This is a genomic window from Pseudomonas japonica (genome assembly GCF_900188455.1).
Lineage (GTDB): Bacteria > Pseudomonadota > Gammaproteobacteria > Pseudomonadales > Pseudomonadaceae > Aquipseudomonas > Aquipseudomonas japonica.
This window is the reverse complement of the sequence record NZ_FZOL01000008.1, coordinates 93,499-114,581: the sequence shown is the minus strand read 5'-3', so window position 1 is coordinate 114,581 and position 21,083 is coordinate 93,499. Positions and strand designations below refer to the sequence as shown.

At 66.1% G+C, this 21,083-nt stretch carries 17 protein-coding genes; 5 read left to right on the top strand and 12 right to left on the bottom strand.

Annotation, left to right across the window (positions count from 1 at the left end; translation table 11 throughout):
- Window positions 1-9: 9 nt before the first annotated feature.
- The 8 genes from mexE to CHB99_RS12190 all read right to left on the bottom strand — a co-directional run bounded on the left by mexE (window position 10) and on the right by CHB99_RS12190 (window position 11,596).
- Complete coding sequence (gene mexE / locus CHB99_RS12225; protein ID WP_042129306.1) at window positions 10-1,254, bottom strand: multidrug efflux RND transporter periplasmic adaptor subunit MexE; 1,245 nt, start codon at window positions 1,252-1,254, stop codon at window positions 10-12.
- A gap of 972 nt (window positions 1,255-2,226) precedes the next feature.
- The gene (locus tag CHB99_RS12220) at window positions 2,227-3,330 is read right to left on the bottom strand and encodes an LLM class flavin-dependent oxidoreductase (RefSeq protein ID WP_042130451.1); all 1,104 of its coding nucleotides are present in this window, start codon (window positions 3,328-3,330) and stop codon (window positions 2,227-2,229) included.
- Window positions 3,331-3,374: 44 nt separating this feature from the next.
- A complete protein-coding gene (locus CHB99_RS12215; RefSeq protein ID WP_042130448.1) occupies window positions 3,375-4,709 on the bottom strand; it encodes an LLM class flavin-dependent oxidoreductase in 1,335 nt (444 codons plus the stop codon).
- 303 nt (window positions 4,710-5,012) lie between these two features.
- Window positions 5,013-7,370: a TonB-dependent receptor plug domain-containing protein gene (locus tag CHB99_RS12210; RefSeq protein ID WP_042130454.1), complete on the bottom strand. Its 2,358-nt coding sequence runs from the start codon at window positions 7,368-7,370 to the stop codon at window positions 5,013-5,015.
- A gap of 132 nt (window positions 7,371-7,502) precedes the next feature.
- Complete coding sequence (locus CHB99_RS12205) at window positions 7,503-8,003, bottom strand: RidA family protein (protein ID WP_042130446.1); 501 nt, start codon at window positions 8,001-8,003, stop codon at window positions 7,503-7,505.
- A 20-nt stretch (window positions 8,004-8,023) separates the two neighbouring features.
- Window positions 8,024-9,604 (bottom strand): flavin monoamine oxidase family protein, encoded by a 1,581-nt coding sequence (locus CHB99_RS12200; RefSeq protein WP_042130444.1) that lies wholly within the window; start codon window positions 9,602-9,604, stop codon window positions 8,024-8,026.
- A 234-nt stretch (window positions 9,605-9,838) separates the two neighbouring features.
- A complete protein-coding gene (locus tag CHB99_RS12195) occupies window positions 9,839-10,741 on the bottom strand; it encodes a LysR family transcriptional regulator (protein WP_042130443.1) in 903 nt (300 codons plus the stop codon).
- Window positions 10,742-10,993: 252 nt separating this feature from the next.
- Window positions 10,994-11,596 (bottom strand): tetratricopeptide repeat protein, encoded by a 603-nt coding sequence (locus CHB99_RS12190; RefSeq protein ID WP_042130441.1) that lies wholly within the window; start codon window positions 11,594-11,596, stop codon window positions 10,994-10,996.
- Window positions 11,597-11,847: 251 nt separating this feature from the next.
- Between CHB99_RS12190 and CHB99_RS12185 the strand changes: the two genes are divergently transcribed.
- The gene (locus CHB99_RS12185) at window positions 11,848-12,552 is read left to right on the top strand and encodes a hypothetical protein (protein ID WP_042130439.1); all 705 of its coding nucleotides are present in this window, start codon (window positions 11,848-11,850) and stop codon (window positions 12,550-12,552) included.
- The gene (locus CHB99_RS12180) at window positions 12,549-13,070 is read left to right on the top strand and encodes a DUF4123 domain-containing protein (protein ID WP_042130438.1); all 522 of its coding nucleotides are present in this window, start codon (window positions 12,549-12,551) and stop codon (window positions 13,068-13,070) included. Before CHB99_RS12185 ends, CHB99_RS12180 begins: the two co-directional genes overlap by 4 nt.
- 569 nt (window positions 13,071-13,639) lie before the next feature.
- Here the strand turns inward: CHB99_RS12180 and CHB99_RS12175 are convergent.
- Both CHB99_RS12175 and CHB99_RS12170 read right to left on the bottom strand, forming a co-directional pair.
- Window positions 13,640-14,527: a dihydrodipicolinate synthase family protein gene (locus tag CHB99_RS12175; RefSeq protein WP_042130286.1), complete on the bottom strand. Its 888-nt coding sequence runs from the start codon at window positions 14,525-14,527 to the stop codon at window positions 13,640-13,642.
- A 19-nt stretch (window positions 14,528-14,546) separates the two neighbouring features.
- On the bottom strand, window positions 14,547-15,329 hold the full coding sequence (locus CHB99_RS12170; RefSeq protein ID WP_042130284.1) for an aldolase: 783 nt from the start codon (window positions 15,327-15,329) through the stop codon (window positions 14,547-14,549).
- Window positions 15,330-15,491: 162 nt separating this feature from the next.
- On the opposite strand from CHB99_RS12170, the gene CHB99_RS12165 reads away from it, so the two are divergent.
- The 3 genes from CHB99_RS12165 (at window position 15,492) to CHB99_RS12155 (ending at window position 19,387) form a co-directional block, all read left to right on the top strand.
- The gene (locus tag CHB99_RS12165; protein WP_042130283.1) at window positions 15,492-16,031 is read left to right on the top strand and encodes a helix-turn-helix domain-containing protein; all 540 of its coding nucleotides are present in this window, start codon (window positions 15,492-15,494) and stop codon (window positions 16,029-16,031) included.
- A gap of 73 nt (window positions 16,032-16,104) precedes the next feature.
- Window positions 16,105-18,531 carry a hypothetical protein gene (locus CHB99_RS12160; protein ID WP_052419570.1) on the top strand — a complete coding sequence of 809 codons (2,427 nt, stop codon included), beginning with the start codon at window positions 16,105-16,107 and terminating at the stop codon, window positions 18,529-18,531.
- Window positions 18,532-18,601: 70 nt separating this feature from the next.
- Window positions 18,602-19,387 (top strand): AraC family transcriptional regulator, encoded by a 786-nt coding sequence (locus tag CHB99_RS12155; RefSeq protein ID WP_042130281.1) that lies wholly within the window; start codon window positions 18,602-18,604, stop codon window positions 19,385-19,387.
- Here CHB99_RS12155 and CHB99_RS12150 read toward each other — a convergent pair.
- On the bottom strand, window positions 19,376-19,963 hold the full coding sequence (locus CHB99_RS12150) for a LysE family translocator (RefSeq protein ID WP_042130278.1): 588 nt from the start codon (window positions 19,961-19,963) through the stop codon (window positions 19,376-19,378). The two genes, CHB99_RS12155 and CHB99_RS12150, sit on opposite strands and share 12 nt — an antisense overlap.
- 104 nt (window positions 19,964-20,067) lie before the next feature.
- Window positions 20,068-20,946, bottom strand: coding sequence for a LysR substrate-binding domain-containing protein (locus CHB99_RS12145; RefSeq protein WP_042130276.1), 879 nt, complete (start codon window positions 20,944-20,946; stop codon window positions 20,068-20,070).
- Between the last annotated feature and the right edge of the window lie 137 nt (window positions 20,947-21,083).

Sequence of the window (21,083 nt, the reverse complement as noted above, 5' to 3'; positions counted from 1 at the left end):
CGTCGTCCCTTAACCGCGTGGGGTCGCGGCGCTGGCGAGCTTGACCGTGGCCTTGCCGTTATCGACGGGCTGACGGTTGGCGGCTTCCAGGGCCTGGCGTTGCTGGGCGAGGGCGGCGAGGGTGGCTTCGCTGGCCATCGGCGTTTCTTCCGGGGTGACCGGCGAGCCGGGACGGACCCGCTGCAGGCCCCTGACCACGATGCGGTCGTCCTTGCTCAGGCCGGCCCGCACGATGCGCAGGCCTTCGAGTTTCGGACCGAGCTCCACCGGGCGGTAGGCGGCCTTGTTGTCCTGGTCCATGACCAGCACGAACTTCTTGCCCAGGTCGGTGCCGACCGCCTCGTCGTTGATCAGTACCGCGTCGTAGGTGGCGCTGCCCACCAGTTTCAGGCGCGCGTAGAGCCCCGGGGTGAACTGGCCGTCGCGGTTGTCGAACACGGCGCGGCCGCGGATGGTGCCGGTCTTGGGGTTGACCTGGTTGTCGACGAAGTTCATCTGGCCCAGGTGCGGGTTGCCGGTCTCGTTGGACAGGCCGAGGTACACCGGGGTGCTCTGGCCGCGCTGGCCGTCGCGGGCCAGTTGGTTGTACTTGAGGTAGACGCGCTCGTCGGCATCGAAGTAGGCGTACACGCGGTCGGTGGAGACCACGCTGGTCAGCGGCGTGACGTCGGCGGTGACGATATTGCCGGCGGTGAACTGGGCGCGGCTGACCCGGCCGTTGATCGGCGCGGTGACGCGGGTGAAGCTCAGGTTCAGCTTGGCCAGGTCCAGTTGTGCCTGGATCGCCGCGACGCCGGCGCGGGCTTCGGCGGCGGCGCTGCTGCGCGACTCGGCCAGTTCGGCGGAGATGGCGTTGCTGTTGCGCAGGCGTTCGCCGCGCTGGGCTTCGTTTTCCGAGCGGATGGCGGTGGCGCGGGCTTGTTGCAGCTGGGCTTCGAGGCGGCGGACCTCGGCCTGGAACGGACGCGGGTCGATCTGGAACAGCAGGTCGCCTTTCTGCACCTGGGCGCCTTCGGTGAAGGCCACCTGGTCGATCTGTCCGGAGACACGCGGGCGGACTTCGACGGTTTCCGGGGCTTCGAGGCGGCCGGTGAACTCGTCCCATTCATTGATCGGCTGTTCGATCACTTTCGCCACGCTGACCTTCGGCACCGAGGGCGCATGCACCGCTTCCGGGGTGCGACCGCAGGCACTCATCACCAGAAGTGCCAAAGCGGCAAGGGGGTAGCGCAAGGGTTTGAGTGACTGCTCCATGGAGAACTCCGCCAATGTATTGATAGTGGGCGGATTCTGCGTTTTACCAGGGGCGGCGACGAATCGAACGAAGCGAAGGTAACTATCACGGGGAATGATGGTAGTCGGGCTTTATCGTGTGGCGTTGATAGTTGTGGTGGACTTGAGGGGCCTATTGCTGGCTTGGGTATCTACACATCTTCGAAGGCTTGTCAGGGGACCGCATCAAGGCCGCCAGGTGCCTGTCTTGAGCCCTGCAGCGCCCTCAAGATCGAGCGCCGCCCGCGCGGCGCATCGCGGATGAATCCGCTCCCACATCGGTTGCAACGTGCCTATGCCTGACAGGCCATGGTTGTTCGCCTTGTCGGCACGACGCGATACCGAGCCGAACCGACAGCCTCCCCGCGATACATCGCCGCAAGACAAAGGCTGGCAACTCAACTCTCACAGGCCATGGCACGTTGCAATAGATGTGGGAGCGGATTCATCCGCGATGCGCCGCGCGGGCGGCGCTCGATCTCACAGGCACTGCAGGGCTCAAAACAGGCACCTGGCGGCCTTGATGCGGTTCCCCGACAAGCCTTCGAGGATGTGTAGATACCCATGCAGCGATAGGGCCGGAACAGTCACCCCATCACCCAGAACCGATAATCCAGTCCCGCCGCGGTGCCCTGGCATCGAGGTACAAACGACTGGCAGGGAAGGACAAGCAGTGTGGCGGCGGGATGGCGATACTGATGCTGCCCCTTTGGTAGGTCCCTCTGGGTGCGACGGCAATATCTTCATATCTGCGCTACGTTTGAACCGCCAGCAGGGTCGCTGGCGGTTTTTTTTCGTCTGGCTCTCTGTAGGAGCGGGCTTGCCCGCGAAAGGATCGCGTAGCGGTCCCGAAAATGTTATTGCCCGGATTGGGACCGCTACGCGGTCCTTTCGCAGTGGTTCGTCACACGACAAGCCAGCTCCTACGGGGGGCCAATCGCGTGAAGCCTGGCCTCAGCCGTTGGCCCGCTTGCCCTGCGCCTGCTGCGCCACCTTGGCACGAATCCGCGGCAGCAGTTCCTGGCCGTACTCCACCGCATCACGCAACTGGTCGAAGCCACGGAACAGGAAGGTGGTGACGCCGAGGTTGTAGTACTCCAGCGCCGCCTCGGCCACCTGGTCCGGCGTGCCCACCAGCGAGGTCGAGTTGCCCGCCGCCCCGGTCAGCGCGGCGATCGCCGTCCACAACCGGGTGTCGTGCACCACTTTCTGGCTGGCCAGTTCCACCAGTCGCGCCGAGCCGCTGTTGTTCTTGCCCACATTCAGCTCGCGACGCTTGCTCGCGCGCTGTTCGTGCAGCACCCGGGCATCGGCGAGGATGCGCTCGGCGCGGGCCCACGCCTGTTCCTCGGTGGCGCCGAGGATCGGGCGCAGCGACAGGCTGAAGCGAATATGCTTCTCCCGCCCGTACTTCGCCGCCGCCCGGCGCACCTTGGCGATACGCTCGCGCACCTGCTCCAGCGGCTCGCCCCACATCATGTAGACGTCGGCATGTTTCGCCGCCACTTCCACCGCGGCGTCGGACGCCCCGGAGAAGTAGATCGGGATATGCGGCTTCTGCAGCGGCTTGATCAGGGTCAGGTTGTCCTCCACGCGATAGTGCGCGCCCTCGTGGTTGAACGGCGCGGTCGCGGTCCAGGTCTGCCGGACCACGTCGAGGTACTCGCTGGTGCGCGCGTAGCGGGCGTCCTTGTCGAGAAAGTCGCCGTCACGCTGCAGGTCGCCGCTGTCGCCGCCGGTGATCACGTTGATCGAGGCGCGACCACGGCTCAGGTGATCGAGGGTGGCGAACTGGCGGGCGGCGAAGGTCGGTGCCTGGAAGCCCGGGCGGTGGGCCACCAGCAGACCGAGCTTCTCGGTGTAGGCGGCGACGTGGCTGGCGATGATCAGCGAGTCGGCGGCGCTGGTGTTGACCGCCAGCAGGGCCTTGTCGAAACCGCCGTATTCCTGCGCCTGGGCGAACGCCCTGATGAATTCCAGGTCGACCGACGGGCCGCGCGGGGCCTGGGATTCGCTGCCTTCCTGGGGGCCGATCAGGCCAATGAATTCGAGACTCATGGGGGCAAAACTCCTTGTCCGTTGATAGGTTCTGTCCGGGCGGTTCAAGCGACCGCTTCGCGGGTGCGACGCAAGGTATGGCGGTTGTCCGGCACGGCCAGACCGAAGTTGTCGCGCAGGGTCTGGCCCTCGTAGTCACGGCGCAACAGGCCGCGTTCCTGCAGCACGGGCACTACCAGCTCGGTAAAGCGCTGCAGGCCGTCGGGAAGCAGCGCGTTGATGATGAAACCGTCGGCCGCGTCGTGTTCGAACCAGTCCTGCACGGCGTTCGCCACCTCCTCGGCGGTGCCGACGAAATCCCGGCTCGGCGCCGAGAAGCGCAGTGCCACCTGGCGCAGGGTCAGGCCTTCCTCGCGGGCGATGCGCTTGAGCTGATCGGACGAGCCCTTGTGGCTCTGGCTGCCGAGATCGCCCAGGTCGGGAAACGGTGCGTCGAGGTCATGGACGCTGAAGTCGTAGTCGTTGAACGGCCGGCCGAGGGCGACCAGGGCATCGTCGATGCCGACCAGCGCGAGGGCTTCCTGGTACAGGCGTTCGGCATCCTCGGCATCGCTGCCGACCAGGGGGCGGATGCCCGGCAGGATGAACAGCTCGTCCGGGTTGCGCCCGAAGTTCTTCGCCCGTTGCTTGAGGTCCAGGTAGTAGGCGCGGGCGTCGCTGAAGCCCTCGGGGCTGACGAAGATCGCATCGGCCTGGCGCGCGGCGAAGTTGCGTCCGTCCTCGGAGGTGCCGGCCTGGAAGATCAGCGGCTGGCCCTGGCGCGAGCGGGCGATGTTCAGCGGCCCCTTGACCTTGAAGAACTCGCCGTGGTGGTTCAGCGTGTGCAGCTTGTCCGGATCGAAGAACTCGCCGCTCTGCTTGTCGCGGGTGAACGCGTCGTCTTCCCAGGAGTCCCACAGGCCCTGGACCACCTGCACATGCTCCTCGGCGATGCGGTAGCGCTCGGCGTGCGGCGGGTGCTCGCTCTTGCCGAAGTTGTCGGCGGTCCCGGACAGCCAGGAGGTGACCACGTTCCAGCCGGCGCGACCGCCGCTGATATGGTCCAGCGAGGCCAGCTGGCGGGCGACCTGGAACGGTTCGGTGTAGCTCACGGTGATGGTCGCCACCAGGCCGATATGCTCGGTGACCGCGGCCAGGGCGGAGAGGATGGTCAGCGGCTCGAAACGGTTGAGGTAATGCGGGCTGGACTTGGCGTGGATATGCAGGCTGTCGGCGATGAAGGCGAAGTCGAATCTGCCGGCTTCGGCCAGGCGGGCCTGCTGTTTGTAGTAAGTGAAGTTGACGCTGGCGTCGGCCAGTGCGTCCGGGTGACGCCACTCGCCCCAGCCGTGGCCGACACCGTGGATCATGGCGCCGAGTCTGATCTGTCGTTTGCTCATGCTTCGTTCCTGCGCGGAGGGTGAGGCGACGAAGCGCGGCGAGGCCCGGCTTGCGTCGCGAAAAGGGGCCTCCGCCGGGAAAGGGGTCGGTCTGGGATAGACCTTATGCGGGTGTGGAGCGTCTGTGAAGGACCGTTTTCTTCTATGCTAATTATGTAAATAAAGCATTAAATGTGTTTTTCAATATCAGAAAATTGAATTTTATAGCGCCAGCTTCATGCGCGGACGGTGTGGCCGCGGATTCACAGCGGCGCCGGTCCGACGCCTCGATGAATCCGCAGCCACACCGCCCGTGCAAGTCACCTAGAACTCATAGGTCAGGCGCGTGAAGTAATAGCCCCCGGTGAAGCCGTACGGCGAATACGCGCCGTAGCCCTTGGTCATGGTCTTGTTGGGTGGGTTCTGCCGTTCCGGATAGATGTCGAACAGGTTCTTCGCCCCCACCGCCAGGTTCAGGTCCTTGGTCAGCTGGTAGCCGACATCCAGGTCGGTGATCCAGCGCGCCTTGTACACCCGGTCCAGAGAGCGGTCGCTGGCATCGTTGACTTCGAGGTACGAACCGTAGCGGGTCAGGCCGAGGTTGACGTTGTAGCGATCCAGGCGCCAGTTGCCGCCGAGAATCAGCTTGGTCTTGGGCTGCACCCCGGTGATGAAGTTGCGCGCCTGGCGGTTCATCAGGTCGTACTGCTTGCCGAGAATGCTCACGCCCTCCTTGTAGTCGAGGATCTCGGTGTCGTTCCAGTTCCACGCCGCGGTCCATTTCACACTGCCGAAGCCGCCCAGGTCCTGGTCGTAGTTGCCCACCAGGTCGACGCCCTTGGTCCGGGTATTGGCGCCGTTGGTGAAGTACTGGCCGCCGGAGGTGGAGTTGATGCCGTTGGCGATCAGGGTCTGCAGCACTTCCGGGCCGAGCAGGGTGCCGGTCAGGGTGATGCGGTCACGCACGTTGATCACGTAGGCATCGGCGGTGAAGGACAGCCGATCGCTGGGCTGGAAGGTCAGGCCGAGGCTGTAGTTGCTGGATTTCTCCGGCTTCAGCGGTTCGGCGCCGAGGGCCTTGGCCGCCGCCGAGTCCACCGGCAGCACGCCGTAGTTGATCGACTGGTAGACCCCGTTGACCACGCCAAAGGTGGTGGACCGCGCACTGAACAGGCTGTTGGCCAGCGACGGCGCGCGGAAGCCGTTGCTCACCGTGGCGCGCAGCGCCAGTTGCGGGGTGAACTCGTAGCGCGTGCTGAGCTTGCCGCTGCGGGTCGCGCCGATGCCCTGGTCGTAGTGCTCGTAGCGCAGGGCGGTGCCGACATACCACTGCGGCAGCGGGTTGAAGCCTACGTCGACGTAGCTGGCCACGCTGTTGCGGTGGGTCTTGGCGGTCTGCTCGGGGGAGATGCCGTTGGTCACCTGGGCCCCGGACGAAGCGCACTGGCCTGGCGCCCGGCAATAGCCGCCATTGGCCCAGCTGGCCCAGTCGCCTTTCTCCACCTCGTAGCCGTCGCGGCGCTGTTCCAGGCCCCAGGACAGGTCCAGCGGCTTGCTCAGGCCGACCTCGAAACCGCGATGCAGATCGAGGTTGCTGGTCAACTGAGTGGAGATCCACGTACCGGACTTGAAGTGGTTCGGCGTGGCTTCGCCGAGGGACGGGTTCTGGTTGTTCCAGGTGCCCTGTTCGGCGTCGTTGCGCCCGTAGGTGCTGGACAGGTCCCAGTCCCATTCGGCGGCCAGGCCCTTGGCGCCGAACGCGGCCTGGAAGTCCTGCTCCTCGATGTACCAGGTCGGCGTGTAGCCGGACGGCCGGCCGTTGGGGCCGGTGGTGATGGTGTTGACGATGGTCGGCAGGCGGAAGTTCTGCCCCTGTTCGGCCTTGCGGTAGGACCAGGTGCTGAAGGAGTACAGGCTGAGGTCGTCATTGACCGGCAGCTCGGCGTTGTAGCCGAGGGTCAGCAGGTTGATCTTCGGCGTGCCGTAGCCACCATAGGTCGCCTTGCCGGCTTTCTTATGGGCTTCGGCCTGGCTGTAGCCGTTGGCGTTGGCCTTGTTGTCGTCGTTCTGGCTGCGGGCGTCGAGGGCCAGTTGCAGGACACCGTCGTTACCGATCTCGAAGCCCTTGTTCAGGCTCTGCTGCACGGTCTGCTTCTTGCCGTCGTAGCCCTGGCCGACGTTGGTCACCGCGGTGCCGCTGGTATCGGCCTTGAGGATCACGTTGATCACCCCGGCGATGGCGTCCGAGCCGTATTGCGCGGCGGCGCCGTCACGCAGCACCTCGACATGGTCGATGGCGCTGATGGGGATCAGGTCGAGGTCGGCCGGGGCGGCGCCGGCGTGGATGCCGCTGATGTTCAGGGTGGCGCTGGTGTGGCGGCGCTTGCCGTTGACCAGCACCAGCACCTGCGCCGCGTTGAGGCCGCGCAGGCTAGGCGCGCGGGCCATGCCGCTGGCGTCCCAGCCGGTCTTTTCCGGCAGGGTGAAGGAGGCCACCGTGGCGCTGAGGGCTTCCATCAGGCCGGGTTTGCCGGTGGCCTGCAGTTGTTTGGCGCTGATCACATCGATGGGCGCGGGGCTGGTGGTCACGGTGCGTTTCTCGCTGCCACGGTTACCGGTGACGATCACGGTATCCAGGCGCGAGCTCTGCTGCTTGTCGCTCGGTTCTTCGGCGGCGACCACGGGGAGATTGAGGCTGGCGAGCAGCGCGGCACCCAACAGAGGGGTGCGCGCCGTCGCTGCCGGCCAGCGGGAGAGGCGGGCAGTGTTCAAGGCAGATTTCCTTTTCTGGTTATAGCGGTGAACGACCCCGGCTCACGGGGTCTTGGCGGCGATGGCTTCGATTTCCACCAGCGCGCCGGGCAGCGGCAGGGCGACCACCTGCAAGGCGGTGCGGGTCGGTTTGTTCGGCTGTTCGGCGGTGGCGAAGAAGCGCGTGTAGGCGGCCTGCAGCCCGGCGAAGTCGAGGGTGTTGCCCTTGTCCGGGTCGCCCACCAGGAACACCCGCAACTGGACGATATCGCCCAGGTCCAGGCCCTGGGCCTGGAGAATGCCGCGCAGCTTGTTGAGCACCGAGAGGGTCTGGGTTTCGGTGTTGCCATAGGCGGCGATGGTGCCTTTCGGCGCCTTGGCATCGGCGACGTCGGGCAGGGTGCCGCTGACGAAGATCAGTTGCGCCGAGGCCGGTACCTTGACCACTTGCGAAATGGGGAAGTTCGAGCCCGGCGGGTCGACGCGCTGGATGCTGTCGGCGTGGGCGGTGTTCAGGGTCAGGCTCATCAGGGCTCCGAGCGCGAATACGGTGGTCTTTTTCATGGGACGTTCCTTGTCGTGATTCAGGCGGCGGCAACGTTGGCGGAGGTCTGGCCGGCATGCCGGGCGATCAGGCCGACCACCCGCCGCGCCGATTCGGCGGCGCTGTTCTGCCAGATGCCGACGCCGCCATGGGCCAGGGCGTCGCTGGCCAGCCAGGTGCGGCCTTGTGGCTGGTTGAGAATGTCGTAGCCCGGCTGGGCCACTTCGTCGTGGACGATCCACGGACTTTCGCTGAAAGGAATCTTCGACCAGTTCACCGCCACCGGCCGGCCCAGTTTGTGCGAGTGGCCCGGGTGCAGGGATTCCACGGCGGCGCGGGACGAGGCGAACTGCGCCTGCCACGACTTGGCGGCGAAGCCGTCGGCCACCTCGCCGTTGTTGTAGGTCGCCACCAGCACGCCCTGGGCACTGTTCAGACGGTCGCTGGGGTACCACAGGGTGCGCGCTTCGTGGTTGATGTAGGAGAGGCCGCCATAGATCTGGAAGTCGGTTTCCCAGAACCGCGGCGATTGCCAGGCCACCTTGTTGGCCTTGTCGCCCTGGGCCAGGCCGAGGGCGTTCTTGAAGGCCGGGGTGAAGTTGCTGTCGAGTTTGCGCAGCAGCGGCAGGGGCAGGGCGACCACCGCGTAGTCGGCGTCCTCGGTGTGCTGGCGTCCGCTGAGGCGATCGCGCCAGACCACCCGACTGCCCGTCTCCGAGGTCTGGATCGACTGCACCTCGGCGTTGAGCTGCACCGCGTCCTTGACCTGGCGGTAGAAGGCCTTGGGAATCTGGTCCATGCCGCCCACCGGCTGGAACATGGTCGAGGAAAACTCCGGGATCTCGTCGAACACCAGCGGCAGCAGCAGGTTGCTGTCGAGCAGGCGCTTGAGCTCCACCGGGTCGCGCTGGACCGGGGTCTGGTCACCGGCGCCGGCGAAGCGGGTGTAGCCCGAGCGCACCGAGCCGCGGTACTGGCGCTCGTCGTTGAGGTCGCCGTAGACCTTGAGGAAGTCCAGCAGCGCTTTGCGCTCGCCGGCGTCGAGCTCCTGGTCGAGGCTGTTGCGCTGCACGCTGCGCGCGAGCAGTTCGCTGAGGTGGCCGCGGGTGTCGTTGACCGCCTGGCGCAGCAGCAGTGGCGGCTGCGCCAGGTCTGGCTGGGCCAGGGCATTGCGGCTGCTGTTGACCAGCACCTGCAGCTCCACGCCGAGCTCGCGGCAGTAGCCGAGGATGGTCAGGTGATGGCTGGGCAGGCGCGCGGCGCCGGCGTTGAAGAACAGGCCGTCGTCGAATTCCACGGTCTGCCGGCTGCCGTCGTTGTGCTCGATGCGATCGCCGTTGCGCAGGGTCCAGACCCGCCCGCCGATGCGATCGCGGGCCTCCAGCACTTTCACGTTGAAACCGGCCTTGCGCAGCTCATAGGCCGAGACCAGGCCGCTGATGCCGCCGCCGACGATCAGCACGCGCTTGCCGTTGCCGGCACGGCTGGCCAGGTTCAGGGGTTCGAAGCTCGCCGCCCGGGCATTGCCGGGCAGGCCGAGGGCGGACAGGCCGCCGAGTGCCGCCGAATAGCCGCCGATGGCGGCCAGGCGGGTTACCAGATCTCTACGGGTGAGCCCCATATCGCGTTCTCCATGAGGTCGGAATATCGGCATTCCGCGTGCGGCCAGGGAGAACCCACGAGAGCGGGGGGGAGCGAAGGCGGGCAGGCCCTCTGGCGGCGGCGAAAATCCATTTGCCTCCACCAGGTCGGGGTCGGTGAAACGAACATAAGCGCCTTAAACACGCTTGTGAAAGGCTTTTTGGTTCTAAGTTAATTATCAGAAAAAAGCATAAAGATTTTTTTCAAAATGCAATCAGGCTATTTTGCTGCTGTCCAGGCGCTGCGCCGAGACCGCGCCGAACAACTCCACCGGCTCCTGCAGATTGCCCAGGTAGCGTGGGTGGAACAGCCATAGATCGACCTGCGGCTTGAAGTCGCTGACGTTGAGGACTTCCAGTTGCTCGCGATGCCTGCTCGCCGCCAGCAGCGGTTCCGGCACCAGGCCCAGGCCCTGGCCGTTGGCGACCAGCCCCAGTTGCAGTTCGGTGCCGAAGGTCTCCAGGTTGATCTGCAGCGACAGGCCCTGTTCGCTCAGTGCGCGCTGCAGACCGGCGCGGAAACCGCAGCCATCGGGGTTGAGGACCCAGCCGCGCAGATAGCAGTCCTTGAGCTTGTAGCTGCGCTTGGGCGCGCTGCCCCTGGCGGCCACCACGCGCAGTTGCATGCGCCCGATGGAGCGGCTGGCGATGCCTTCGGGGAAGATCTTGCCGGTGGGGAACAGCGCCGCGGCGGCGTCCAGGTCGCCGTTTTCCATGCGCGAGATCAGCGAACTGCCCCAGCCGCTGACCACCTGGGTGCGCAGTTCCGGATAGGCCTCGCGGATCTTCGCCAGGGCGTCGAGCAGAACCACGTCACCGATGGTCTGTGGCACCCCCAGGCGCAGCGTGCCGCTGGGCGCGCCGTCGCTGGCCACCAGCTCGCGCAGGGTATCGATCTCGCGCAGGATCGCCTTGCACTGTTCGTAGACCCGCCAGCCCATGGGCGTCGGCTTGAGCGGCTTGGTATTGCGGTCGAGCAGGTTGGCGCCGAGGTCTTCCTCGAAATTCTGCACCCGCCGCGTGATCGCTGGCTGGGTCAACTGCAACGCCTCGGCGGCGAGGTTGGTCGACTGGCAGCGGATGACGGCGACGAAGGCGTCCATGTCATCGATCTTCATATTCGCTTCTCACATAGTTTCTGGCGGGGAAATGTTTTTGCAGAATAATCCCTCCTGCGTGTTTTTGCAGGGGGATTGTGTGGAGCGGCGCTCGACGGCCTGGCGACGCGGTCCCCGTAGGAGCTGGCTTGCCTGCGAAAGGACCGCGCAGCGGTCCCAGACCTCACCGCTATCAGGGACCGTTGTACGGTCCTTTCGCAGGCAAGCCAGCTCCTACGGGGGCCGCGTCGCCTCAGTCCGGTTTTGGCCGGCTCACCAGAATTTCCACCAGGCGCCCTTGCCCAGGTGTTCGATCATCTTCAGTTGCTCGCCGAGAACCGCGATCACCTGTTCGTTGCGCGGGGTCTGCACCTGGTAGATCACCAGCGATTCGCTGAAGGCCTCGTGCGCGGCACGCAGATTGTCCTGCTGCAGGTGCGCGAGGCCCAGCGAGGCGAGGCAGGCACTGACCGGTTCGAGGTCGTCGGGGGTGTCTTCGCGGTAGACCTGCACGGCGCGTTCGAGCATGCTCGCGGCCTCGCCGATACGGCCCTGTTTCAGGTAGCAGTTGCCCAGGGTCTGCAGGCTCTGGCCGACCACCTGGTGGCTGGGGGAGAACAGGCTTTCGCGGGTGCTCAGCACATCGAGATAGAGCGCTTCGGCTTCGGCATGACGCTGCTGGGCCCAGCGCAGCCCGGCGAGACCGTCGCGCAGGGTGGCGAGGCTGGCGGGATCGAAGCCCTCGACGTTTTCCGCCAGGTGCAGGGCCTCGTGAAAACACTGCTCCGCTTCGTCCAGACAGCCCTGGTTCCGGTACTGCACGGCCTGGTCGTTGAGAGCCATGACGCGTGCGTTGTCGAAGGCGGTGCTTAGCATTGGACGTCCCTTGAGGGTGCCGGCGGCGGCCGTTATTTTTGTAGGAATGTGCGGATTTAATGGGAGGTTTCCGCGGTGGGTCAAGCAAATCACGGCTTTTTTTGTGGCTTATTGACATGAGTTCGCTTGAGGTTCGTATCGAGGTGCCTGGCGAGGGCCGCCGGCCGCAATTGCGCGGCTGATCTGGCTAAAGGCCATAGTGCGCGCTAGTGTGGTGACCCCTTTGCTCAACAGCTTCCAGGAACGGGATCATGCAGTTATGGATTGCGGATGGCGTGGAACAGATCGGCCTGTGCGAACAGGCCGGGTTCGATGTCACCTTGCCGTCCGATCCGACCCTGGCCTGGCAGCAACGCCTCGACCTGGGCGATGCCTGGCAGGCCGATGCGTTCGTCCAGCGCCACCTGCGCGAAGCCAGCCGCGTGCATGAGTTGCGTGGTCTGCTGGCCCGACAGACCCTGCCGATCCATCGGCTCAGCGACGAACAGGTGCTGCAGCAGGTGGCCAACGAGCTGCGCTTCGGCACACTGCGCGCCGATCGCTACACCTGGCGTGAGCGGGTACCGACGCGTTCGGTCGCCGCCGCCACGGTCAAGGTGGTCGCGCCGCTCGCGAAGCCCGCGCCGGTGCCCGAACGGGTCGAGGCGGTCGAGCCTGAGCCGATCGCCACGGTGGCGCCGGCCGAGACGCCCGTGCCGGTCGAAGCGCCGGTGGCCGCGCCAGCGGACGACGTGGCGCAGGTCCAGGAGGCACTGGCCAGCATGCTGGAGAAGGCGGCGCAGGAGGCCACGCCGTTCTGCGAAGTGTGCGAGCAGGTCAAGGCGCAACAGGTCGCCGCGGCGACCAGCGCCGAACAGGCCAGGGTCGAAGCGGTACAGGACGCACAGGCGGGCGTCCTGGAGCAGGCGGCCGAGAATGGCACGCCTTTCTGTGAAATCTGCGAGCGTGGTGCATGAACATGAATCTGCCGGCGGTGATCGATCTGCTCTGGCCCGAGGACGAAGCGACGCGGGAGCATCAGGTCTACCTGCTGCTCGACGGTGCCCGGGATCCGGCGATCCTGGCATGGCTCGAAGGCAGCCGGCTGGAGCGCGATTGCCTGTATGCCGGCGTGCTGATCCCGCGCTTGAAGGCGGCGGCGCCGTGGCTGGTCAGGCTGCAGGCGGGCTGTGCCGAAAGCCTGGAACTGCTGAGCTTGGGCTGGGGCAAGGCGTGGGGTATTGCCTTGCGGGTGCCGGCGCGGGTGTCGATGGCGGACCTGCGCCGGCACTGCAAGAAGTTTCTCCGGGTGCGTACCGAGGACCGGCGGGTGCTGATGTTCCGCTTCTATGATCCGCGGGTGCTGTCGGTGTTCCTGCCGACCTGCGATGCGGCGCAGTACCGTGCGTTGCTGGGGCCGGTGCAGCGCTTGGTGGTGGAGCTGGGCGAGGGCGAGGCGTGGCAGGTTTTCGAGGCGGGTGGCCTGGTTCCGTAGGCGCCTGCCGCGCCGAACCGCCGCGAAAGGACCGCAATGTGGTCCCAAAAAGGGGCTTGGGTATCTACACATCTTTGAAGGCTTGTCGGGGGACCGCATCAAGGCCGCCAGGTGTCTGTCTTGAGTCTTGCAGTGCCGTCCAGATCGAGCGCCGCCCGCGCGGCGCTTCGCGAGCAAGCTCGCTCCCACAGTTTGTTGCAACGCGCCATGGCCTGTGGGATTTGGGTTGTCAGCCTTTGTTTTTTCGGCGATGCATCGCGGGGAGGCTGTTGGGTTCGACTCGGTATTGAGTCGCACCAACAAGGCGGTCAACCATGGCCTGTCAGGCATAGGCGCGTTGCAACAAACTGTGGGAGCGAGCTTGCTCGCGAAGCGCCGCGCGGGCGGCGCTCGATCTTCAGAGCGCTGCAAGACTCAAGACAGGCACCTGGCGGCCTTGATGCGGTTTCCGCCAGGTTTTCAGAGATGTGTAGATACCCAAGCAAAAGGGGTGCTGTCCATGCGATTTTGGGACCGCTGCGCGGTCTTTCGCGGGCTAGCCCGCTCCTACGGGAATTGCCCGTCCTGAGCTAAGCGAGCCGATCCAGCAGCGCCTTCAACCGTCCACAGCCCCCCTCATCCAGCGGAAACACCGGCGCCCGCGGTACCCCGCAATCGATCCCGGTCAGCTTCAGGCCGGCCTTGACCGTCGCCGGCAAGCCGCCCTTGAGGATGAACTCAAGCAACGGCAACTGCCGGTAGAACAGCTCGCGCGCCCGCTCCAGGTCATTGCCCACCACCGCGCGGTACAACTGCTGGTTGAGCACCGGGATCAGGTTGGCCGCCGCCGTGCACCAGCCGCTCGCGCCGGCAATGAAGGCTTCCAGGGCCAGCGGGTTGCAGCCGTTGTAGTACGGCACCTGACCTTCACCCAGTTGCTGCAGGGCGTGCATGCGCTGGATGTCGCCGCTGCTCTCCTTGACCATGGTGACGTTCTCCACCGTCCTGACGATGCGCAGGATCAGTTCCACCGACATGTCGGTGCCGCTGGTGGCCGGGTTGTTGTAGAGCATGATCGGGATGCCGATGCTGTCGCCGATGCGCTGGTAGTGACGGAGGATCTCCGCCTCGCTGAGTTTCCAGTAGGCCGCCGGCAGCACCATCACCGCATCGGCGCCGTGCTCTTCGGCGAAGCGCGCGCGACGGATGGCGTTGGCGGTGGTCAGGTCGGACACGCTGACGATGGTCGGCACGCGCTTGCCGATCCGGCTGAGGCTGAACTCGGCGACCTGGCTCCATTCGCGGTCATTCAGGTAGGCGCCTTCGCCGGTGCTGCCCAGCGGGGCGATGGCCTGTACGCCACCGTCGATCAGGCGCTCGATGGACTGGCCGAGTGCGGCGAGGTCGAGGCTTTCGCCATCGTGGCCGCTGAACGGGGTAACGGTGTAGCCGATGATGCCGTGGAAGAGATTGCTCATGTGCGTTGCTCCGGTTCGGTCAGTTCAGGCAGTCGGCGTGGGAACGCAGGCTTTGCCGGGCGAAATAGTCGAAAGCCGCGCCGTGGCGCTTGGGCCGGTCGATCCAGTCGTGGGCCTCGCGGCCCAGGGCCGGGTCGATCGGCTGCAGGGTTCCGGCGGACATCGCCAGCAGTTGCAACTGCGCCGCGCGCTCGATCAGGTTGGCGATGACGCAGGCCTGCTCGATGCTGCTGCCCGTGGACAACTGACCGTGGTGGGACAGCAGGATGGCACGCTTGTCGCCCAGCGCGGCGGCGATGATCTCGCCTTCTTCGTTGCCCACCGGCACGCCCGGCCAGTGCTGGAGAAACGCGCAGTCGTCATACAGCGGGCAGACGTCCATGTGCGATACCTGCAAGGGCACTTCCAGCATCGACAAGGCCGCCACATGGGTGGGGTGGGTGTGGATGATGCAGTTGACGTCCGGGCGGGCGCGGTACAGCCAGCTGTGGAAGCGGTTGGCCGGATTGGCCATGCCCTGGCCTTCGAGGACCTCCAGGTCTTCGTTGACCAGCAGCAGATTGCTCGCGCTGATCTCGTCGAAACCCAGGCCCAGTTGCTGGGTGTAGAAGGTGCCGGGTTGCGGGCCGCGGGCGCTGATCTGCCCGGCCAGGCCGGAATCGTGACCGCGGTCGAAGAGAATGCGGCAGGTCAGGGCCAGCTTTTCCCTGACAGTCCACGTATTATCCGCAAGCGAGCCTTGCATCCGCGCAAGGGCCTGCTGGACCAGTTGGTCCTTGGGCAGTGCCATTGTGTTGGCCATTGGGGTGTGTCCTCGGTGGTGTGAAGTGCGATGTCCTGGCTGGCCCGCCCCGCGAGCCTGAGAAACCGATGGGGCGGTCAGATGACACAGACAAGGCTATATGACACAAAGTGTCATAGGCAAGGAAAAAGTTTCCCCACTGCCTGGAATCGATCACGGCGCATGTCTATCCGTTTGAAGTTATTGAGAAAAAAACTCGGGATCACCCTCGAGGTGCTGGCGGAAAAGTCCGGCATGACCAAAAGCTACCTGTCCAAGGTCGAGCGCGGGCTGAACACGCCGTCCATCGCCGCCGCCCTCAAGCTGGCGCGGGCGCTGAACGTCAATGTCGAGGAACTGTTCGCCGAGGATGCGCCGAACCCGGCGCGCTACAGCCTGGTGCGCAGCGGCGAGCGCCAGCTGCTCTCCGGCAGCGCCCAGGGGCCGGGCTACGCGGTGCTGGCCAACCAGATCGGCCAGCGCAGCCTGCTGCCGTTCCTGATCAGTCCGCCCATGGATTTCAGCGACTCGACCTTCAAGGAGCACCTGGGCGAGGAGTTCCTGTTCGTCCATGACGGCCAGGTCGAGGTGGATTTCATGAACGAGCGTGTCGTCCTGGAACGCGGCGACGCCCTCTATTTCAATGCGCAGACCCCGCATCGCCTGCGTTCGCTGGGTGAGGTCGCGGCGCAGTTGCTGGTGGTGGTGCACGACGCCGGGTAGGTTTTGCCGGTCCTTTCGGGGTGGGTGGGCGCGCTAGCATCGTGGCTTTCCCCGGCCCTCAAGGATGATCGCCATGACCCAGCCCTCGCGGGACTACACCCGCCTGCTCAACACACTCATCGACCAGCGCATCGCCGCCGCGCCCCGGCGCAGTCCGTGGTTCCACCTCAACCCCGGCGAGCGCGCCGACTTCCTTGGCGAAGTCGATGCGCGCCTGCTGGAGATCCAGCGCACCACCCTCAGCGTGCTCGCCGCGCAGTGCTACAGCATGCAGGACAACCCCCGCGACATCGACGAGCACCTGGAGCTTCTGCGCCTCCGCCGCGAGCGGCTGGGCGACGCCAGTGCCTATCGCCAGGCGCTCGACCGCGACATTGCCCTGTACAGCCGCCAGCAAGCCGCCATGCATGGCTTCGAAGGCGCCTGGCGCAAGGCCCTGCGTCTGCTCCGTGCCGGCGATGGCCTGCGCGCGCCATGTCCCGGGCTGCTGGTGCGCCTGCAACGCATGATCGATCTGCTGCAACGCAAGATCGACGTCGAAGGCGCCTCGCGCATCACCCCGTTCGCCCGCCAGCAGGGCTGGAAGGCCGTGGCCGAGCGTTATCGGGCGTTGCTCGCGGCGCCGTCGGACAATACCGTCGCCGCCCTGGAGCGGATTCCCTCGGCCTCCGATGCCTTGCCGGTCAACCTGTCGTTGCTGCTGATGGAAGAGCGCCCCGGCCATGTGCGGATGAATGTCGCGCTGGTCGACCCCAGCTACGAACGCCGCTACAAGGACCTCTACCTGGAGCATGGACGCCTGGCGACCCGCACCCGCGGCCTGATGAACTTCTCGTTCGGCACCCTGGCCCGCTCCCTGGCGTGGCAGCAGCAGTACCGGCTCAAGCACGAGCCGGCGCAGGCCTGGTCGCCGACCTTCGCGCCGATTCGTTCGGTGCTGGTGCGTACCGCGTTCATCGAGGCCTTTCTCGGCGACTACCTGGTCTCCGAAAGCACCTTGCGTGGCGGCTTCCTGGTGCGGGTGCTGGACGACGGCTACTGGCTGCGGGCGGTCAATGTCGATCGCAAGGTCTGCAACCAGATCGGCATCGAAGCGTTCGACGACCCGAATGGCGAAGCACGGACGCGCAACGTCAGCGTGCCGCGGCGCCTCGATCAATTGCTCAATCGCTACGCCGATATCGCCAGCTTCCAGACCATCGCCGTGCAGAGTTATGCCCGCAGCCACTACGATCCGGACCGCGATGGCCGCTTCGTCGACGTGCGCGAAGTGGAGCGCACCCTGGGCTTTGGCGAGCATCTGTACCTGCTGGAGCTGCCCCGGGATGGCGAGTACCTGGCGGCGACGCCGTTCGGGGTGATGGAACTCCAGGGCGAGCGGGTCAACAGCCGGCATCTGTGCGTGAGCGAGGTGCAGGCGGCCTATGCCCACAACGCCGCCTTCTTCGACCGGCTGGAGGCGTTGCGCGATGCTGGCGAGGGCGCTTGCCCCTGGCTCAACCATCCGCGCGAGCGCAGTGCGTTCATGGCGCAGTGGCTGCGCCTGCTGGAGCGCAATCACCTGACCCCGGGCGGGCTGTTGCCGGTGCCTGACGCGCCGCGCGACGGCCGCCGCGATATCAAGGGCAATCACCTGGGCAAGGTGCTCTGGGAGCGGGCCTTCGCGGACCGGGTGTGGCGCTGGCGGGCCCTGGATCCGCTGCTCTCGGCGCTGGCCGGGCGCCTGCGCCGTCGCGAGGATCGGCACACCTGGCTGGATGACGCCTACCTGCAAAGCACACTGGCGCAAGCCCGCCACCTGCTGGGCGAGCGGCTCCCGGCGCTGCCGCACCAGGCCCGCGCGCTGCGCCTGCTGGACATCCTCCTGGCTGACGAACCGGCTGAACCGCTGCTGGACAGCGACGATGGCCGCAGCCTGCGCATGCAGGTGCTGTTCCAGTGCCTGCGGGTGCTCGCCGGACAGCCCGCCGTAGGCAATCGCCTGCTGCGCCCGGACCCGTACCTGATCCTCAACGCGCGCCCGGAAACCCTGCTGGCGGCGGACAACAGCTGGCTGATCGCCGAGGACAAGTACCGCGGCTACCACCAGTACAGCGCCGATCCGCGGCACCCGCACACCGACTACATGGACCAGTTGGACACCCCCTTCAGCGGCGGCGTCAGCGGCGTGACCGAAGCCCTCTGCCGGGATTTGCCAGGCCTATTCGACGGCCCGCCGAGCGTGACCACCTACTGGCGTTTCCAGCTGGCCAACAGCGCCTTCTGGTTGCGCAACGGCTACCACTCGCTGTTCGAGACGCTGTACGTCGCGGCGTGCGAGGAGCCGCCGGCGGAGGACGCGATCGGCGCGCGCCTGCAGGCACTGTTCGAGCGCTGCAGTGCCGTGGGCACCCCCGCGGGGGCGCTGTACGACGGGGCCATGGCGCTGATCCTGGCGCTGGTCAACCGCGACCTGGCGGCGGCCGAGCACTTGAGCGTGGCGCGCTATTGTGGCGGCTGAGTCGCTGGAGCGGCAGGCTGGCGGGTGATAGGCTCGTTGACGTTTTCGCACAGCCCCGGGAGATGTTTCGATGAGCAATGGTTCGACTTTCTGGCGCGATCCGTCGCTGCCGTTCATCGAGGCCCGGGCGGTCGCCGATGGCCGCAAGGTCTGTTATGCCCGGCATTCCCACGAAGGCTTTTCCATCGGGGCGATCACCGCCGGGCGCAGCACCTATTTCGATGGCCAGTGCTGGCACGAAATCGAAGCGGGCAGCGTGGTGATGATGAATCCCGGCGTGGTCCATGCCTGCAATCCCATTGCCGACCAGCCCTGGTCCTATCTGATGCTCTACGTCGACATGCCGTGGCTGGGCGAGCAGGGCTTCGAGCCGCTGGGACGCACCCTGAGCACCTCGCCGGCGCTGTACCGGGCGCTGACCGCGCTGTACCGGCGCCTGACCGACCGCCAGTGCGCCAGCGAGGACAAGCGCCTCGCCGCCGAGTGCTTCTTCGGCCAGTTGCGCGAGCAGATCGAGGCAGCGCCGCTGGCGGTCGAGCCGGGCAATGCGCGGCTGCAGCGGGCGGCGGACTATATTCGCGCGCATTGCACCGAGCCGCTGAAACTGGAGGACATCGGCGACGCGGCGGGGCTATCGACCTCCTATCTGATTCGCGCGTTCAAGCAGCATTTCGGCCTGACGCCCCATGGTTATCTGCTCGATCACCGGGTGCGCTATGCCCGCGCGCAACTGCGCCAGGGCCGCCTGATCGCCGAGGTCGCCCATGAGGCCGGGTTCGCCGACCAGGCCCATCTGCAGCGGGCCTTCAAGCAGCACCTGGCGGCCACGCCGGGGCACTATCGCTCAGCCCAGTAGCAGGTAGCCGGCGCTGGCCGCCAGCAGGCCAGCCAGCGAGCGGTTGAACAGACGCATGCGTTGCGGTTGTTGCAGATGGTGGCGGATCACCGTGCCGGCCCAGGCCCAGCAGCCTACCGACAGGTAGCAGATCACCAGGTAGATCAGGGTGAACTGCCAGAGCAGCGCGCTCTCGCCCTGGCCGACGAAGGCCCCGACCCCGGCGACGCAGGCCAGCCAGGCCTTGGGGTTGAGCCACTGCATCGCGGCGCCGTGGAGGTAGCCGGGGGCCTTGCGCGGGTGGCCGTCGCCGAGGTGGCCGTCGTCGCTGGCCAGTTTCCAGGCCATGTACAGCAGGAACAGGATGCCGGCCCAGCGCAGCGCCTCGGTCAGCCCCGGCCAGCGCAGCAGCACCGCGTGCAGGCCGAAGCCCACCAGCAACAGCAGCAGGCAGAAACCCAGGGTCGCCCCGGTGACGTGCCGCAGCGCGGCGCGCAGGCCGTGGCGGGCACCGGCGGCGAGGGCGACCAGGTTGACCGGACCGGGGGAAATGGAAGCGGCCAGCGCAAAGGCGGCCATGGATAGCGACAGGCTCATGAAGGCGCTCTCGAGTGGGGGAGGGAGCCTGGAGACTATCGGGGCGGAATGTGCCGGTATTGAAGAAAACTGCCCTCGGGTTGATTGCGATCTCGCTCCCACAATCACGCGGCGGGCAAATCGTCCTCGAACATCTCCATGAACGTCGCCACCAGCCGCCGCGAGCGCTGTTCGTTCAGGCACACCAGGGTCTCCTTCAGGCGCCGCTGGCAATCGACGATGGGCAGCGCGCAGACCCGCGCATCGGCACCGAACTCCGCCGCCGAGACCACGCCCACGCCGATCCCCACCACCACCGCCTCCCGCGCCGCTTCGCGGCCTTCGACCTGGATCGCCGCGCGGATGCGCAGGCCGGCGCGACGCATTTCTTCTTCCAGGGTCTGCCGGGTCACCGAGCCGGGTTCGCGCAGCACCAAGGGCGTGTCGTCGAGATCGGCGAGATGGATCGATTCGCGACCGGCCCAGGGATGGTCACGGGAGACGAAGGCGACCATGGCTTCGTCGCGCAGTGGCAGGCAGAACAGCCGCGCATCCTCGACATCGCGGCCGAGCAGGGCGATATCGGCCTGGTAGCTGAACAGCCGGGCCAGGGAATCGTCGGTATTGCCGGTCTCGATCTTCACGCTGATGCCGGGAAAACGCTGGCAGAAGCGCGCCACTTGGCGCAGCACATGCACCGGCGCATCCACCGCCAGGACCAGGGTGCCGGTCTGCAGCGCGCGGGAGTCCTGCAGCAGTTCGTTGGCTTCGGCTTCGCAGGCGAACAGGCGCTGGGTGATGCCCAGCAGGCGCTCGCCAAGGTCGGTCAGTTGCACCGAGCGCTTGTTGCGATGGAACAGCAGCACCCCGTAGCGCTCCTCCAGCTTGCGCACCTGATCGGAGATCGCCGGCTGGGTCAGGAACAGCCGTTCGGCGGCGCGGGTGAAGCTGCCGTGCTGGGCCACGGCATGGAAAGCCTTGAGTTGAGCCTGGGAAACCGACATCGCTGCTCCTGTAACAAGCTGAACTTATATTTGAAATACGATAAATCGATTTTATTTATCAGTGTGCAATTTGTTTCCATCTCTCGGACCGCTGACAGCCATGGAATGACTGTTCGGTCATGGGCGTCTGGCATGAT